Genomic DNA, 17593 nt, shown 5'->3' with positions numbered 1-17593 from the left:
AGAGCCTTTCCTGTTGGTAAGCTATGTGCGGTACACGTAAGGGTCTTTCGGTTTTGGGATCGACTTCCATTCGCTTACTTTCAGCATCGGAATCGTTTGCTTGAAGGGTTGGTAGAACGACCAGGATAACGTGCCGGTTACTCGCACCCACTCATCATTATGAAAGGCAGCCGTGTCTGACGGAAAATCAACCAGCATGCCGAAGACGCCGGAATCCGCTACGCAGTGTATGAAACCGAAGCGGAATACGAAATAATGATTCGCTTCCGTCTGCTCCCCCGTATAAACAAACCCGTCAAAGCTAAGCTTCCGGCCGATAAACGCATCCGGGAAGTTATAGACCGCTTCAAGTCCCTTCAAGTAGTTGGTATCCGTCAATCCAACCTCCTTCAGAGGCAGAAACTCCTGAAGCTCTTCTCGCGACACCTTCGCATACCCTTGTTTGCCATAGAACACACTGGAATCAGGCTTGAGAAACTGATGGAAGCCGGGATTATCTGCGGAAGCGTCGAAATTCGGAAACGAGAAACCTTTGGCCTTCACGAAACTGGAATCCAGCGTCTTAACGGGCAAGAAGAACCCGGTGAGCAGCGGAAAAATCAAGATGCTGTAAGAGACAATCCGCTTCCAGCGAATGGGTTGTTCATGCGAGTGGCCGAAATGGTCGTGGCGCGCGTGCGCATGGTCGTGATGATTGTGATGGTCATGATGCGAGTGCGCATGCTCATGTTCATGGGCAGGCTCGTGATGATCATGATGTGCGTGCACGTGTTCATGTTCGTGGTGCACATGGTCTTGATCTTGTTCTTGATGCCACTCCGCCTCTTTCGCCTTCCGCTTGTTCTCTTCTCTCTCCTTCTTATACAGCCGCACAAATTCGAACAAAAACAGAATCACTAACATCACAATCGCGCTTTGCGTCAAATAGGCGTACTTCAGATTAATGTATTTATTCAAATTGCCGCCGAGGTGCATCATAATAAACAAACATGCGAAACCGGCAAGCACATAGAGACGGATCATCCCATCAACCTCCCTACAAGTAACGATGAAGCCAGCGTACAAGCCGCAACCAGTCCAATGAGAACGAACACGAATTTTCCACGGAAAACAGCCAGCAGCATAAGCGTGTTCTTGATGTCGATCATGGGTCCGAATACGAGAAAAGCAGACAAGGAACCGATCGAGAATGTACTCCGAAACGAGGAAGCAATGAAAGCATCGGCTTCCGAGCACAGCGACATCACGAACGCTAGTCCAATCATCATCAGAGAGGCTGTAATTGGCGTGCTGCCGATATGCATCAGCGTGGACGTAGGAATGAAGGTTTGCATCGATGCCGCGATGAATGCACCTAATACCAAATATTTTCCGACCGAGAAGAATTCGTCAATCCCATGCAGCATCACTTCATATAAGCGTGAACGCAACGGCACACGAACGATATCAGCAGGAATAATTTCGGCACTGGCTGCAATTTCGAGACCCGCTCCTTCCATCCCTCTAAGCGGCAGCTTCGGATACAGGTATGAAATGACGATTGCCGTGATATACGCGACAACGATTGCCATGCCACCGCGGATCAGCACCATTCTCCAATCGTTGCCGAATGCGATATAGGTAGCGAACAACACGATCGGATTAATGATCGGACCGGTCAGCATGAACGCAATGCCCGCATGAAGCGGTACACCTTTGCGAATCAGCCGCCTTGTTATGGGAACTATCCCGCACTCACAGGCCGGGAAGAACAGTCCCACGCCGCAGCCAATTAAGGAAGCCAAGTAACGGTTACGCGGAAGAATTCGTGCGATCCATCGTTCAGACAGAAACGTCTGGATAAGTCCCGAAATGATGACGCCGAGCAGGATAAAAGGAATCGCTTCCATAATCATGCTTAAAAATATCGTATTGAGCTGTAGAAACGTAACCACAGGCACCTCCTGCAATGTACCGAACGAACGGTTATTCGGACTCCATTATCTATCAATCCGGCTCAAAATGCCAGAATTACGATTAAAGCTGCGACTTCAGACTACGCAAGACAGCATGGCCTTAATTCTGTTACAATGAAGGACGACAACAATGCAGCGGAGGTTTCGTAATTGGACTACATTATTTTAGACATCGAGTTTAACGGACGCAAATTCGCAAGTGAATTGCCGATGGAGGTTATCGAAATCGGAGCGGTCAGATTGAATGCGGAATTGCAGCCCATTGCTGAATTCTCGGCATTAGTCAAACCGGTCTATTTTGCCAAGCTCAACGAATTTATCAAGAAGAAAACCGGCATTCCGCAAGAAGGTATCGATGCGGCAGAAGGTTTCCCGGCCGTCATTCGCGACTTCATGCATTGGCTCGGCTCTAATGAGAACTTTCTGTTCGTCACTTGGGGCGGCGAAGATATGAAGCGAATCGTGTTCGATACGCGCATGCATAAGATGGATGATGCATATTGGCTTGCGGTTAATTACTTCGATTTGTTGAAAGGCTATATTCGTTACAAGGACGTCACGAACGATGTAAGCGTTGAAACGGCCCTTAATGAGCTGGGTCTTGGCGGTGAAGAGAACAATGCCCATCGTGCGTTGGAGGATGCTCGGATGACGGCGGATATCTTCCGCGCTGTATTTGAACATATGGATTTCGAGCGGATTCAGCAGTTCAAGGACGTCTATTCAAACGCGAAGGAACGCAAAATCGTCAAGAACGCGATCCGCATTATCGCATCCCAGAAAGTTACGCCGACATGGTCGATGATTGTGGAACATGTCCTAAGTGGTAAAGTTACACTTGAGGACCCGCGTAAAGTCGCTGAGCTTGAAGCCTATTTCGATTCTGAAATGGCCAAAGGCCCGCGCAAAATCCGCAGCTCGAGCAAAGCGGAAACGAGCGAACTCAGTGAATCCGGAACCAGCAGCAGCGAATCTACAACAGAAGCCTAATCGAAGCATAGAAAAAAGCTTGGTGCGCGCAATGCATGGCAGATGCGTTGCTCACCAAGCTTTTTCTTATAATTTACGGAAATAGTGCAAGTAATGATCGTCCTTCTCATAGCCATTACGTTCATAAAGGCGTTGTGCCACCCTATTATCAACCGCGGTGGACAGTTCGATTCCTTTCGCCTCAGTCTGCTCGCCGTACTGCTTCGCGGCATCGAGCAGAAGCTGTCCGGCTCCTGCGCTCCTATAAGCTTGCAAGACATAGAGATCGTTGAGAATCCACGAGCGCTTCATGGAGATGGAGGAGAAGGTCGGATACAGCTGTGTAAAACCGATCAATTGATCATCAAACTTTGCGACAAATACGACCGATTGCCGATGAACGAATCGCTCCTTCAGGAACTGCAGCGCGCCTTCTCGATCGGTAGACTGGCCGTAGAACTGCCGATATTGATCAAACAGATTGGCTAGCTCCGGAAGGTCATGCATCGTCGCTTGGTACGTTTGAATGGTACGGATCATGGCGCAAATCCCCTTCTTGCCCTGCAATACCGCGCTTACATCAAACTCGAAGCTGCAAGTGCCAGTTCCCTGGCCACTCGTTCCCAGATCATATCGATCATAACAACCAGGTTAGAGCCGCGCTCGGGATGAATGTACGGCGCTTCTTTGCGGAAATAGTGTTGATGCCCTCCGATTAACGGAAGTGGAATAATATGTTTCGGAGCATATTTTACACGATTCCAGTACCAGATGCCATACCGGTTTCGGCTAATGCCGCCCCAACTTCCCAGCCGCGTAATTAAATCGGCACACGCACCTTTCTCGTTTACCGCCACGACATAATGTACTTTACTGATGTTTTCCGCAGCAATCGGCATCTTAGGTGAACCCACCTGCACAACTCTCCAATCCGGAATCACGCCTTCTTTATGCAGCATGACAGCCGCTTGGTAAGCGGCTACGCCCCCTCCGCTATGCCCGATGAACAGCACGGGCTTGCCTGAGGATTGCTTGCGCACCTGCCCCGCGACGGCACGAGCTCCAAACTGTACCGCACGCCGAATTCGGTATAAATCCTTCCGCACCTTTAGCAGCTGTTGAAAGAAATTATGTGTATGATCGCCATACGGAAATAACTCCCTGATGCTCGAAGCTTTACCGGCTTCGGCATAGCGACGCTGCAGTTCCTTCACACATTCCGCAAAAATAGTACGACTCGAGCCTATTCCCGCCAATAAGTAGACATCCCAATCCAAGGTAACATCTGCCTGCATGCTGTTGTCACCGCCCTGTTGTGTTGGCCGAATATGCTAGTGCGACCGTCAGCACTTAGTATGCGGCGGTGAATACGTTGTCATTCACTGCTGCAAACGTTAAGATATTATATTCGAAACCTGTGAAGTCGTTTCTCATTTTCAAGCAATTGAAGCACATGACCGGTGGCTACTTGACCATAAAAAAAGAGTTATGCGGCAGCATAAAATGCCATCATAACTCTTCACTATTGTTATCGTGTATTCAATTGCTTCTTCTGGGCAAGGAGCTGCTTATACTCCGCGTCGAGCTCCGTATAACGGCTGTCGGTTGGCTTTAGCAAACTGAATTCCCCGAGTAGGAAGGCGATTCGGTTCGCGATAACCATCTTCTCTTCCTCAAGCTGCTGCTTTGCACCCACATCCATTGTCTCGTTCTCGCCGGACTGTGAGGTTTGCGGCTTCTCGCGAAACGCCTCATAACCGGAGTCGATCCGCTTGATCCCGCCATCTTGGAAGACCAGCAGCTTCGTACAAATCTTATCCATCAGATACCTGTCATGGGAGACCACGATCAGCGTTCCGCGATAGTCGGATAATGTCACCTCCAACTGCTCGCGGCTGTGCAAATCCAAATGATTCGTCGGCTCATCCAGAATGAGCAGATCCTGTTCACGCATCATAAGCTGCGACAGCTTAATACGAGTCCGCTCTCCTAGACTTAGCTGCGCGATCGGCTTCTGCAGCATGGAAGCATCAAAGCCCATATTAGCCAGCATCGTCCGCGCTTTCCCAACATCACTGCGAATTTCATGGCTGTCTTGCAGCAGCTCAAGAACGGTGCGCCGCTGATCCAGATCCGACACATCCTGCGTTAGATAAGCGACCTTTGCAGTCGGGCTGATCCACAGCTGCCCGGCATCGACTGCTTTCTGACCAAGCAGCATTTGAATGAGCGTCGTCTTCCCGCTGCCGTTTGGTCCAAGCAAGCCGACTTTCTCGCCACGCTGAAGATAGAACGAACTGTCTGAAAATAGCGACCTGCCACCGTACGATTTGCCAATACGTTGTGCTTCGACGATGCGGCGGCCTCGTTTCTCCGGCTGATCCCACCCGAAGGAAATCTTGGCTTCTTCAACCGGCTTCTTCACGCCTTCCAGATCAATCTTCTCCAGTCGGTGTAAGCGCGACTTGATCTGCTTATCCATTGCTTTGGCTTTGCTGCGATAAAACTCTTTCACACCTGTGCGCATTTCAGCCATCTTCCCGACTTTACCGGCTTCGCGATGCGCTTTATCCGACCAGTTCTTCAGCCGATTGATCTCGGCTTCAATCTTCTGTTCATACTTCTGCTGCTCTTCGAACTGATGCAGCTGGCTTTGGAAACGCCGGGCTTTCTCCTCCCGGTAGAACGTATAATTGCCGGGGAAGGATGTCGAGACGCCGTCTTGCAGCTCGATAATACGGTCAACGGTTTGATCGAGGAAATAACGGTCATGCGAAATAACAATTGTCGTACCGCTGTACCGCCGCAGCTCTTGTACAAGCCAATCTACGCCGTCAAAATCCAAATGATTCGTCGGTTCATCGAGCAGCAGAATATCCGGCTTCGAGGCCCAAATATGAGCGATGGCAAGCTTCGTCTTCTCGCCTCCGCTTAATCCCGCAAGACGTTCGCCGTCCCACTCCTTCACCTTCTGCAAGCCCAGATGACTTGCAGTCTGAAGGAATTGCTCGGTTTCGCGTGATTCTGCAGCGGGGTCCATCATTTGACTGAACGTGCTGACCGTATACGAAGTCGATTGCAGCAAATACCCAATTCGCAGCTGATCCTTATGAAACGTAAGCTTCCCTTCATCGGGCTGGATGCTGCCGAAGATCATATTGGCCAATGTTGTTTTGCCTGCGCCATTCATTCCGACCAAGCCGACTCGTTCTCTGCTTGCCAGATCGGCGTCTACTTTCACGAGCACATTCGTGTCGCCGAAGCTCTTCTTAATTCCGCGCAATGTTAATAATGTCATACCAATCACCACTTTTAGTTTAGTTGAACAACTGACACGGGCGATGATTGTCGAAGACAACAAAAAAACCGCAAGGCACGCCTGCGGCTTCAGATATACGGACATAGAGATAGCGTGAACATACCTCTAACAGACACCAAAGAATGGCATCAATAAAGGCTAAAGGAGTCGTCTCCTATAGACACACGTAACCTATTCCGCTCCGCGCACAGGCTGAGCTCATTTCTTATCGTCATTTTCGAAAATCATGATCGACAGAAAATTAGGTCCACATGATGTCTAATTGGATACCTCCTACAACGTTCAAGATACCCCATTATAGCATGGCGATTTCGAGCTTGCATCCTCTTGGCAAAAAAAATGAAAATTAGTTTGAGTATGCGGTGAAGTTAAAGCTCTCTGGTCCTACGCGAATCGTACCGATTGCAGACGTCTGAATCCACACGGAGTAAGCCTGGTTCGCAATATTAGGGGCATTGAAATCAGATCCGGAGAACGCGATGAGCTGCGGTCCTAGAATACTCAGCGAAAGGTTTGCCGCAGCGGAGAACACGTTTACATCGCCCGCTGTCAATCCTCTTGTCACGAAAATTGTAACTGTCGTTACAAGCGGTACAAGAGGCAATTGAACTGCCGCAACGCCAGAAAACTCGACACGGGTTTGTCCGGCTACACCGGCGGATAAATTCAATGTTTGCTGTGCAATCAAGTTCGGCGTGTTGATAACCAAGATCGGAACATTAATGGAGTTGGCATAGCTCGCATTTTGTGATGTTTTCGAATCTAGCAATAAAACTGCCATTACACATCACCTCCTTTATCTATTCATATGTAAAATAGAAGGATAAAGATTGGACAGGTGGTCGTGTAATCCAAATAATTCCACTGAAAAAAGCTCCCGTCTCTTTGCCAGACGGGAGCTTTCATTACATTTAGCTTTTATTATTCCGCCAATCCATCTTACTGTTGTTCAACAAATATTCGAAATCGTTCTCTTGCCGCTTCTTCTCAGCCGCGCGCGCATCTTCTTCTTGCTTGCGCAGGTCTGCCTTACGCTTTTCTTCCGCATCTTTTAAATCCTGAGCCGCGCCTTTGAGCTTATCAAGCACTTCCGGTCGCAATAGATCCTTCAGTGTCGCAGGCTTCTCCTCATTGGATTGCTTCTGCTGCTGCTGCGAGTGGGAAGCCGGTTTGTACTTCGATTTCTTAGCCATCGTGATCACCTACCTGCGATCATTATAGCAAGTCAGAGCGCTTCGTTGCTAGTACCCTAGCTAGAGCAGCGCTACTAATAACGTTCCTCTAGCTTCATCGTCTTCCAGACGACCACCGACACAAGCCATGCAATGGCGAACAAGGCGACTAAGAAATAACCGAGGTCTCCCAGATCAAGCCTGCTAACCCACTGCAGGAACGGAGCTTGCAGGTTCAGCCTCTCCGTTACAATTTGCAGCAGCTCCACCATGCCGATCAACAGCGCCGATATGACAGATACACTTGTGACGGTAACGTTATAAAACATTTTCCGAAGCGGCGTATTGAAGGCCCAGCGGTAAGCTTTGGTCATAAACATGCCATCTGCTGTATCCAAGAGACTCATGCCGGATGCGAATAAGAGCGGCAGAGCGAGAATACCGAAGATCGACATGGAGCTCTGCGCCGCGCCTGCGGAAATCGCCATCAGCCCTACTTCTGTTGCGGTATCAAAGCCAAGGCCGAACAAGAATCCGAGCGGATACACATGCCAGCTGCGGCTAATGAGACGAAACAGCGGCTTAAACAACCTGGAGAATACCCCCCGAGCTTCCAATAGCTCTTCCAGTTCATTCTGATTATGATTGCCGCTGCGCATACTGCGAAACAGCTGAAACAAATTGATGAGCACGAGTAAATTGATGATACCGATCAACAGCAGAAAAATACCCGAAACCGATGTCCCGATCAGCTTGCCCGTATGCTGTAGGAAGGGCATTTCGTTCTGAATCCACTTCACCGAGAAGGCAATGGCAAGCACCATCAAGAATACGACCGACGAATGACCCAGCGAGAAATAGAAGCCTACTCCTAGCGGATTCCGTTTCTGTTGAACTAACTTACGCACCGTGTTATCGATAGCCGCAATATGATCCACGTCGAACGCATGACGCATGCCAAGCGTATACGCCAATAATCCGAGGCTCCAGAAGCCTGCATCCGCGCGTACCGCCACCATTAGCCCAACGAAACCCATGAGATGAAGAGCCAAGACGACGATTACGTAGCCTGCCCAAGATTTGCGCTGTTTCCAAAGTTCATGCATCCGTCTTCCCTCCGTTTCGCCATGTCAGATAATCTAACAAGAATATGTGAATTCATTATAAAAGGAACGCTTTGGAAAAGCTATACCCAAAAACGGATCCATAAAAAAGGAGTGCCCAAACTGTTGCCAGTCTGGTTCGCACTCCGATCCATGTCTCTCTTATTTATGCAATTTTGCTCCATTTAGAAGCTGTCTGCGTGTCCATTCATTGGAGACGACCGGGTCCTCATCTTCAGAAAGTCGGTCAAACAAACGTTTCCTCAGGTCTGCCACCACTTCTGCGTTTGCCGCATCCCCGATCACATTGACTAACTCGGCCGGATCGGACTGTAGATCATAGAGCTCATCCGTATCCGTTAAATTCCAAATGTATTTCCAGGTTTTCGTCCGGATCATACGCTGCGTATATAGGCCGAATTGCTGACCGTTATAGGACGCTACAATCTCATCCCGCCAGTTCGCCCCCTGCTGCGCTAAGCTGCCATTCAACAGAGGTACGATCGATTGACCATGAAACCTCACAGGCGGCTCATCGATAACTCCGGCAAGCTCCAACAAGGTAGGGCCCATATCAAGTAAGTTGTAGACGAATGCATCGTTGGTTGCCCCAGATTGCAAGTGGCCCGGCCATGAAATCATAAGCGGTACACGCACCACATCATCATAGAGAATATAATGTTTATCCATCATCCGATGAGAGCCGCACATATCGCCATGATCTGCCGTAAATATAATGACCGTATTCTCCGCGGCTCCCATTTGCTCAACCGACTCAAGAATCCGGCCAATCGCTTCATCAAGTTGGCTAATGATGCCGTAATAGCGGGCAACTACCGGTGCCCAGTCAGCCCACGTATAACTTTCTACTCCCCAGCTTACAAGCTGCTGCTGCTGAATATAAGGTTTGCCCTGGAACGATTCTCGAAATCCTTGCCACTCCGGAATCTGATTCGGATCATACATATCAGTATACCTTCCGGCTGGGCGGCATGGGAGATGCGGCTCGGCAAAGTGAACAGCCACATGCCAAGGTTCCGGCCCGGTGTTCAAATGATCGATCGCTTCGATTGCTCGATCCGCGAACCAATGCGTCTCCGAATCCTCAAGCGGAATCGGGTTGGTCTCACCGAAATAGCCATTCGTATACGCCAGCTCCGGGTAACGATTCTTCCGAAATTCTCGATACTCTGTTTCACTCACATAGGAGTCATAGCCGAACGCAGTGGGATCCTCGCTTGGATTGACACCCCATTTGCCGAGGAAGGCGGAGCGATATCCTTGCCGCGCAAGTGCCGCGCTCCAAGAATACTGCTCCGGTTGCAAGCTGCCCACCGGCAGAAACGCATTATAGTTCCACAGCGCGCCGATTGTTTCGGCTCTTCTGCCATGAAGCATCGACTGCCTGGCAGGGCTGCATACCGGAATATGCGAGTACGCATGGTGGAACGCCGTGCTTTGCGCCGCAAGCCGATCCAGGTTTGGCGTCTGGACGGGATAGACGCGGCTGTAGCCGACGCAATCATAACGCAATTGGTCGGCTGTAATTAACAATATATTAGGAGGGCGCTGTACCATGACGGTTGTTGTCTCCTCTCGGGTTAGCCGCTTACACGATATTGGCTCGGAGAACAGCCTACATGCCTTAGGAACAACCGATTGAAGAAGGATTGATCTTCATAACCGACCATCGTCGCGATGACGATAACCTTCTCGTCGGATTCCATCAGCAGATGTTTGGCACGTTCAATCCGCACCTCATGAAGCGCTTCAAATACGCTCCGATTGTATTCCTCCTGCATCAGACGATTGAGCTGCCGAATGCTGGAGCTAAACAGATAGGATAACGATTGCAGCGTAATCTTCTTCTCGTAGTTGCGTTCGAGATAACCATAAATGCGCTTCGCCGTCATTTCTCGTTCCATCTGGCGAGGTGAAGGATGTGCGCGCTGCTGCTGCATCAACGTGTAATAACGCGAGAGCAAGACGAGCAGCTCAATTAGCTGCAGCCGAATGAGGGTAGTGTGGCCAATCGAGCGTCCGTTCATTTCCTGCAGCATATTTTCGAGCAGCATCAGTACATGGGCGGCATCCTGACCATGCAAATTAAGGCGGTGATTAAACCGGACATCTTCCTTCAGGAAGGGATGAACGTAGAAGTAGTCCATTGAACCGGTAATTTCCAGCTCGGCCAGCAGCGCATCCGGGATGAAGGAAGGCATAAACAAGCAGTTGATAATCTCCATCTGCTCGCCCTTTTCTACTTCGTAGGCATGGGTTTCACCGGGATTGATAATAAACACATCACCGGCATGCACGGCGTAATGTGTGCCTTCAAAGACATGCATCCCTTTGCCCCTGACGACATATACAAGCTCGACGAATTCATGCCCATGCTCACGAATGGAGCCTTGAACCGTGCGTGTAATCCAGAAGGGAAATTCTACTTTCATAAACCCGGTACTGCTAAGGATATCCTTCATACACGCCCTCCTTCACCAACGAGTCTGACTTGCTCATCTGGCTATTTACTGTGTGAATGCTTACTGGCTGCTTCATCAAACTTAGTCCGGTCCGGATTGTTCTTCCATTCGTCCCAAGTCATTCCCGCTCCCGCCAATATCTGTTCAATCCGTCTGCGGAATGGCAAACCTCTCTCCTCCAGCTGCACGGCCATCGGGTCTTGTCTTCCGTGAAGCTTCTGCTGCACCCATTCTTCCAGCTCATGCTCGAACGCTTCGGCCAGCGCCGGCTCCGTATCTGCCAGATTCACCTTCTCCTCGGGATCCACAGATAAATCATATAATTCACGCGGCGGCCTCGTGAAAGGTCCGGCATCATAGGTTCGGATAAACTTGTAACGATCCGTCCGAATTCCTCTTGCTGCCTGCCACGCACATTCGCTCAAGTAAACCGTTTCATGTGTCCCTTCGGACTGCCCCTGGATCGTTTGCCATAAACTCTTGCCATCAAGGCCCGCCGGATCTTTCAGCCTCGATAAATCGATGCCAGCCGGTGCTTCCTTGCGAATGGCTTCGAGCAATGTCGGAAGCAGATCAACCTGCTGCACGAGTCCTGATGCGCGTCTTCCTTCCGGCAATCGACCTGGCCACCTCATAATAACAGGCACATGGACGGTTGGCTCATATAAGCCGCAATGATCCCAATAAATATCATGCTCGGTCAAGCTCTCGCCATGATCGCCGAATAGCACGAGCAGCGTCTCTTCTTGAATACCTAGCTTCGCCAAGTGATCGTCGAGTTCCTTCAACCGGTCATCCAAATAGCGGATTTCCGCGTCATAGAGCGCATCATAATAATCGCTGTCCGTCACCTGACCGACAAGATCGTAATGATGGTGCTTAAAGAACGGATAGGCCGAATGATTATAGGCGGGCTCCATGCTTTTGTTTCGCGGATCGAACGGGTCCTTCGCCGAATCATAAAACTCCGGGATGTAAGAATCAGGAGGCAAATACGGCGTATGCGCATCCCAGTAATGAAGAAACAGAAAAAACGATTCATCCTTATGCTGATCGATCCATGGCAGAGCCAACTTGTTAACTGTGCTGCCATCAATCCAGCGGCTGCCGCCAACGCTGTTAATATAGTAGTTGTAGCCGCGGGCAAACCATTCCTTCAGCTGATACATATTATCGACGGCGGCCGTGGTAAACCCGGCCGAGCGCAGCAAATTCGGGAGCCATTCCACCGATTTAGGGAGGTTCGTCAAATCGGAGCCGTGTGAGACGGCGCCGGTAGTGAGACCGATTTTGCCGGTAAAGACGCCGGTATGGGCTACCTCCGTCGGAATATCGGCTGCATAAGCCTGCTCGAAGAGTACGCCATCGCGCGCGATCTGATCCAAATGGGGACTTGTTCGCTTCGTGTAGCCATAACTGCTTAACCGAGATGCCCGAAGCGTATCCAGCGATATTAGAATGATTTTCATAGCCCACTGAGTCCTTTCTGGTTGTCTTTGTATGTCGTCCTCGCGTTCTGATCGATCCAAGCCAGAACCAGATCTACATTCTGCTCCGGCGTCGACGTGGAGGTGCACAGCGTAATAGCGGGATTCTCCGGTTCCTCGTAGGGATCGGATACGCCGGTGAAACGGGTAATCTCCCCCGATCTCGCTTTAGCGTACAACCCTTTCACATCTCGCATCTCGCACACATGGAGCGGGCATTTCACGTAGATTTCCACAAACGATGGCATTTGCTCTTTCGCGTAATCACGCATCGCTTTATAAGGGCTGATGGCTGAGACCAGCACATCAACCCCGTTACGGGAGAGCAAATTGGCAACGTAGGAGATTCGTCGAATGTTCTCGAAACGGTCCTCCATACTAAAGCCCAGCCCTTTGCAAATCGTGGCTCGCAGCTCATCGCCGTCAAGCAGCTCTACCCGTCTTCCGCGCTCCAGCAGCTTTTTCTCTACGGCTTTGGCTGTCGTTGTTTTGCCTGCTCCGGATAGTCCGGTAAACCATAGTACCGAGCCGTAACCGTTATTCATGGTTGTTTCCCTCCGTATCTCCTGCAGCATCCCTAGGTAACAAGAAGAAAGGTACGACACCTTGTGTGGTGTGTGGTAGGTTTCTTCTCTAACTATAGTTGGACTGTCACCGGAGCCCCGCCGAGTTGATGCGACTTAATGGCCGCTTCAATAACTTCTTGGGCTGCAAGCGCGTCTGCTCCCGATGCCGTTATCTGTTCAGGCGCAACGCCTGCTTTCAATTCTTCAATGAAACAATTGATGCGCTGATCAAACGTATCGTCGAAGCCTTTCATCCCGCCAAACAGCGGATTTCGAACGACCGTCAGCTCATCGGATTCATGCGGGTAATACGTCATACTTTCATATACGTTATCTACGACGATCCTGCCTTCATTCCCTGCCACTTCGCAATATTCAATCGGGTGCCGCATCGACATATCGTAGCTGCCGGTCAAATGGCCGACGGCGCCGGATTCGAACTCCATATTAATGGATACGGTCGACCACGATTGGCGGCCGGGAGCTTTGGTCATGAAGGATTGCACCCGTTTGACGTCACCTGCAAAATAACGCATCACGTCGATTGAATGCGGATGCAGCGCGCGCATATGCAGCCATTCCGTATCCTCCTGCGGATTGCGGATCGTTAGCCGCATATTCAGGAAGAGCAAGGAGCCGAGCTTGCCGGAAGTGACAAGCTCCTTGGCTTTATAAGCGGCAGGCGTGAACCGATGATTCAAGTTGCACGCGAGCCGGACGCCTTTCTCTCTGGCAGCCGCCACCATCGTACGAGCCTCTTCAATGTTGTTTGAGATCGGCTTCTCGACGAATACGCTCTTGCCAGCCTCGATTGCAATCATTGTCGGTGCGAAGTGATGGCTGCCCTTCTCTACGCCGGCTGTTGCCACGACGACAACATCCACGTCTTCCTGCTGTAGAAGTTCTCGCAAATCCGTATAGAATGGGACGCCATGCAGCTTGCCTGCCGCCTCGGCACGTTCTTGCATAAGATCGCACACTGCTGTCAGCTCTGTATCCGGATGCCGCTTGTAAGCGTGGCAGTGGATTTTACCGATATGGTTAACCCCGACGACAGCTACTTTAATCATTGCTCTCTACCGTCTCTTTAACTTCTTCTTGTTCCTTCTCCTTGTCCTTCTGCTGCAGCTTGCGTGCATTGTTAATCGACCCGATATAGAGGGAGTCATACGCTTCCTGCGAGGAAGTGAAAATCTTGTTCTGTCCGTGCCAGTTCGTGTTCGTGTAGATCGGATTGGTCCGATTTACTTCTTCCTCGCGTTTGGCGATGTATTCGTTCATCCGCTGCTGCAAGAAAGCGACAACTTCCGGTTCTTGATCAGCTACGTTCACATTCTCCTGCGGGTCGCGAATCAGATTGTACAGCTCGATCTCCGGTTTGTAATGGAAATCGGGCTCCAGCGAGCAGATCAGCTTCCACTCCGGCGTCCGCCAGCCGTGTTTACGCATCCAGGTGCACTCCGTAATGTAGAGCTCGCTTTTCTCCATGCTGCTGTCGGCTTCACCTTTGATGAACGGATTCAGACTGCGTCCGTCATACGGGATATTCGTTTCAATTTGGAGCAAATCCAGCACTGTCGGCATAATGTCCGAGATGACGCTGACGCTCGAAACTCGTTTGCCAGCTGGCACACGTCCCGGGAATTTGATGATTAGCGGCACGACAAGCGTACAGTCATACAGGCCGTGATGGTCAAAATAACAATCATGCTCATACAACGTTTCGCCATGATCGGACGTAATCACGATGAGCGTATCTTCCTCGATGCCCATATCGGCAAGTTTCGTGAATAACGTTTGAATCGCGATGTCCATATACGCGATGGAACCATCGTACTGTGCGGTTACGTACTCATGGTCGGTCACGTCTTCTCCGATCCACGATTTCAAATAATCGCCGAAGGGCTTGAAATCATAAACCGGCTCCATCGAGGAATTGGACGGGTCCTTCTCGTCTTTCCCATAGAACATCCGCTCGAACGGCTGCGGAGGCAGATATGGCGAATGCGGATCCATATGACGCAGGAATAGGAAGAACGGTTTATCTTCCGCAGCGAGACGCTCCAGTTCCGGAATCGCAACATTGTTCAGGTTCTCTGCTTTCGGAGCACGGCCGCTCTCTTCCTCCGGAAGCCAAGACTCGTAATTCAGATAGTTTTGAAACCCGCGTGCCGATGGATTGCCCGTAAATCCGATACAGGTCGTATTGTAGCCATTCGCCTCCAGCACCTCAGCCAACGTGTCCACATGTCCGCCAAGCGGGCCTTCATGGCGCAGCGCCACAACATCCGTTCCGAACACATCCATCCCTGTAAGCATGGAAGCATAAGCAGGTGTAGTCGGAATGCTCGGGCTAAAATGCTGCTCGAACGTTACGCCTTGTGATGCAAGTTTATCGATATATGGCGTCGTAAGACGCGAATAGCCATAGCCGCTCATATGGTCGCGGCGCAAGCTGTCGATGCCGAAGAAGAGAATATTAGGTTTTTTTGCAGACATGGCAGTAGCCTCCTAAGCGTAATTGTTTGGTGGGAGAAGGAAAGTTTGTTAACCGTAACGTCTAGCGTGCGTTTAATTTCTTGAAGCAAGCATTCAGATAGCCGTATGACTCCGCTGCAACGGCAGTCACTTGCTCAATGGTATGAGTGGGCTGAGCGCCGATAACTTCAAGTACAACCGGGCCGTCATAAGCGCCCGCTACAAGCGCTTCGCAATAGCCAAACAGATCAATATCCCCACGGCCGCAAGCTTGCAGCTCGATTGGACCCGGACCTTGCTCGCGGCCTTTGCAGTCGCGGATATGGATATGCTTCACGCGGCTGATAACGGCAGGAAGCGCTTCTTCCGCGTTCTCGCCGGAACGATGAATATGGCTTGGATCCATATCGATGCCGAACGAAGACGATGCGATTTGCTCCATTGCTGCGAGCGTAGTCGGCGTATTGTAGATCGAGCTTCCGACATGCGCTTTCACACAAAGCGTAACACCGAATGTGCCGGCAATCTCTGACAAGCGGCTCAGCGTTTCAATCGATGCAGCCAAATCCTCATCTACACCGGATTTGCCGCCAGGACCGACATTAATAACCGGAATTCCGATCGCTTGCGCCGCTTCGAAAGCAAGCAGCAAGCGCTCTTCGTTCAGTGAAGCTACCTCCATGGAGAGAAACTTCAAGCCGTTCTCTTGTACAATCGCTTGCAGCTCATCCTTCTGCTCCTGCCAGCGGCTAAGGTCCAGATGCTCGCACATGCCTTGAATCGCTGAGATTTCTACGCCGTCATACCCGCATTGCGCAATCAATTTTGCTGCTTGAGCGAAATCATACGATTTGAATAATACCGAGTTCACGCCAATTTGAATCATTGTTATATCCTCCTCAAGGTTCTGTTAATGTTGGTTTTTATCTCAAGAACAACGGATCGCCATGTAGCGGTGGCAGGGGATGCGGTCTGACCATTTCTCCGCCGCGCTCGAACGACTCGATAACCGCGAACGTATATTCCAATACGGCAAGTGCATCGCGGCCATTAGCGCGAAGCTCCTCGAATGGAACCTTGTTCGATACATCCTCCAAGAAAGCATGCAGCCTGTGATTAAACGTCGTATTGAAGTCGTTGGTGCCATAGTCCGTTACTTCAGGCTCCGGCTGTACGCTGATTGCCGGAATGCCTTTCGCTGCTTTCCAGTACGAAATTTTCTCGACGCAGTTCTCGATGCAGAACGTTCCTTTTGTACCCGCCATCTCTAAACTCCACCAGCCGCCAAGACCGTAAACGGCATCGCCGCGCTGACTAAGCAGGTAACCAACGCCGCCATTGGCAAACTTCAGATGGATGCTGTTGATCGAGGCCATCACATCGCCTGCGCTTTTGCGGAAGCCCGGACGATCCGAGAATGTCTGAATATGGGTGATATCGCCGCAGAAATGTCTCATTACGCTAAGTGGATGTGTCAGAAACGCCTTCATGTGGAAGTAGGGATGGCCTTTCACTTTGCCGGATCCTGCAGGACCGTAGTTGGCTTCACCGCCGTTAAAGCCCATCTTAGCCAAGCAATACACAAGCTCGCCGATTTCACCATTCTCGATATATTGCTTGCCTTTCGCAGCCGGCTCCGTGAAATAATGGTTCAGGTTACAGCCCAGGTAAACCTTCTGCTTCTCTGCATAGGCAACCAGCTCACGTGCCTCGCGAATATCATGACAAAGCGGCTTCTCGACGAGAACATGCTTCCCGTAGCTGATCGCTTCCATCGCAGGCTCGAAATGCCAGCTTCCGTTGTCGATTCCGCCGGTCGTTACGTCGATGACTTCGATATCCGGCTCATTCTCAATCATCTCTTTCAAGCTGTAGTAAGCTTTCACGCCATACTTCTCGGCTGCGGCATCCGCACGCTCCTTCACGATGTCGCATACAGCAACGAGATCTGCGAGCTCATCTTCTTTATGGCATACCGCGTGTAAATTTCCGATGCCGTTCATTCCTACGATTCCGATTTTAACTGCCATGGTTGAAGTCCTCCTGAAATGGTTTATAGGT

The 17593-nt window shown here is 50.5% G+C and carries 17 protein-coding genes; 1 reads left to right on the top strand and 16 read right to left on the bottom strand.

The window, feature by feature from the left end:
- Window positions 1–21: 21 nt before the first annotated feature.
- Window positions 22–1023, bottom strand: a complete 1002-nt coding sequence (locus tag AC50Y3_RS04025; protein ID WP_494817448.1) for a TIGR03943 family putative permease subunit — start codon at window positions 1021–1023, stop codon at window positions 22–24.
- Window positions 1020–1895 (bottom strand): permease, encoded by an 876-nt coding sequence (locus AC50Y3_RS04020; protein ID WP_494817789.1) that lies wholly within the window; start codon window positions 1893–1895, stop codon window positions 1020–1022. The genes AC50Y3_RS04025 and AC50Y3_RS04020 overlap by 4 nt, the downstream gene beginning before the upstream one ends.
- Before the next feature lie 210 nt (window positions 1896–2105).
- Here AC50Y3_RS04020 and AC50Y3_RS04015 point away from each other — a divergent pair, with 210 nt between their 5' ends.
- A complete protein-coding gene (locus tag AC50Y3_RS04015; RefSeq protein WP_494817447.1) occupies window positions 2106–2945 on the top strand; it encodes a 3'-5' exonuclease in 840 nt (279 codons plus the stop codon).
- 66 nt (window positions 2946–3011) lie between these two features.
- On the opposite strand, the gene AC50Y3_RS04010 is transcribed toward AC50Y3_RS04015, so the two are convergent.
- The 14 genes from AC50Y3_RS04010 to AC50Y3_RS03945 all read right to left on the bottom strand — a co-directional run bounded on the left by AC50Y3_RS04010 (window position 3012) and on the right by AC50Y3_RS03945 (window position 17562).
- Entirely contained in the window at window positions 3012–3452 is a 441-nt protein-coding gene (locus AC50Y3_RS04010) for a GNAT family N-acetyltransferase (protein ID WP_494817788.1), read from the bottom strand.
- A gap of 47 nt (window positions 3453–3499) precedes the next feature.
- The gene (locus AC50Y3_RS04005; RefSeq protein ID WP_494817446.1) at window positions 3500–4219 is read right to left on the bottom strand and encodes a hypothetical protein; all 720 of its coding nucleotides are present in this window, start codon (window positions 4217–4219) and stop codon (window positions 3500–3502) included.
- A gap of 233 nt (window positions 4220–4452) precedes the next feature.
- Window positions 4453–6222: a ribosomal protection-like ABC-F family protein gene (gene abc-f / locus AC50Y3_RS04000; RefSeq protein ID WP_494817445.1), complete on the bottom strand. Its 1770-nt coding sequence runs from the start codon at window positions 6220–6222 to the stop codon at window positions 4453–4455.
- Window positions 6223–6589: 367 nt separating this feature from the next.
- Entirely contained in the window at window positions 6590–7024 is a 435-nt protein-coding gene (locus tag AC50Y3_RS03995) for a hypothetical protein (protein WP_494817444.1), read from the bottom strand.
- A gap of 130 nt (window positions 7025–7154) precedes the next feature.
- Window positions 7155–7436: a YqkE family protein gene (locus AC50Y3_RS03990; protein ID WP_494817443.1), complete on the bottom strand. Its 282-nt coding sequence runs from the start codon at window positions 7434–7436 to the stop codon at window positions 7155–7157.
- 74 nt (window positions 7437–7510) lie between these two features.
- Entirely contained in the window at window positions 7511–8521 is a 1011-nt protein-coding gene (locus tag AC50Y3_RS03985; protein ID WP_494817442.1) for a HoxN/HupN/NixA family nickel/cobalt transporter, read from the bottom strand.
- 159 nt (window positions 8522–8680) lie between these two features.
- Window positions 8681–10096, bottom strand: a complete 1416-nt coding sequence (locus tag AC50Y3_RS03980) for a sulfatase family protein (RefSeq protein ID WP_494817441.1) — start codon at window positions 10094–10096, stop codon at window positions 8681–8683.
- Between the two features lie 23 nt (window positions 10097–10119).
- Window positions 10120–11001 (bottom strand): helix-turn-helix domain-containing protein, encoded by an 882-nt coding sequence (locus AC50Y3_RS03975; protein WP_494817440.1) that lies wholly within the window; start codon window positions 10999–11001, stop codon window positions 10120–10122.
- Between the two features lie 41 nt (window positions 11002–11042).
- Window positions 11043–12470 carry a sulfatase family protein gene (locus AC50Y3_RS03970; protein ID WP_494817439.1) on the bottom strand — a complete coding sequence of 476 codons (1428 nt, stop codon included), beginning with the start codon at window positions 12468–12470 and terminating at the stop codon, window positions 11043–11045.
- Entirely contained in the window at window positions 12467–13033 is a 567-nt protein-coding gene (gene cysC / locus AC50Y3_RS03965) for an adenylyl-sulfate kinase (RefSeq protein WP_494817438.1), read from the bottom strand. Before cysC ends, AC50Y3_RS03970 begins: the two co-directional genes overlap by 4 nt.
- Before the next feature lie 92 nt (window positions 13034–13125).
- Window positions 13126–14124 carry a Gfo/Idh/MocA family protein gene (locus AC50Y3_RS03960; RefSeq protein WP_494817437.1) on the bottom strand — a complete coding sequence of 333 codons (999 nt, stop codon included), beginning with the start codon at window positions 14122–14124 and terminating at the stop codon, window positions 13126–13128.
- The gene (locus AC50Y3_RS03955) at window positions 14117–15553 is read right to left on the bottom strand and encodes a sulfatase family protein (protein WP_494817436.1); all 1437 of its coding nucleotides are present in this window, start codon (window positions 15551–15553) and stop codon (window positions 14117–14119) included. Before AC50Y3_RS03955 ends, AC50Y3_RS03960 begins: the two co-directional genes overlap by 8 nt.
- Window positions 15554–15614: 61 nt before the next feature.
- Entirely contained in the window at window positions 15615–16418 is an 804-nt protein-coding gene (locus AC50Y3_RS03950; RefSeq protein ID WP_494817435.1) for a sugar phosphate isomerase/epimerase family protein, read from the bottom strand.
- Window positions 16419–16455: 37 nt separating this feature from the next.
- Window positions 16456–17562: a Gfo/Idh/MocA family protein gene (locus AC50Y3_RS03945; protein WP_494817434.1), complete on the bottom strand. Its 1107-nt coding sequence runs from the start codon at window positions 17560–17562 to the stop codon at window positions 16456–16458.
- Window positions 17563–17593: the final 31 nt, after the last annotated feature.

The sequence above is a fragment of the Paenibacillus sp. J22R98 genome, assembly GCF_059383835.1.
The sequence above is the reverse complement of the archived record's forward strand: the minus strand, read 5'-3'. Positions and strand labels throughout refer to the sequence as shown.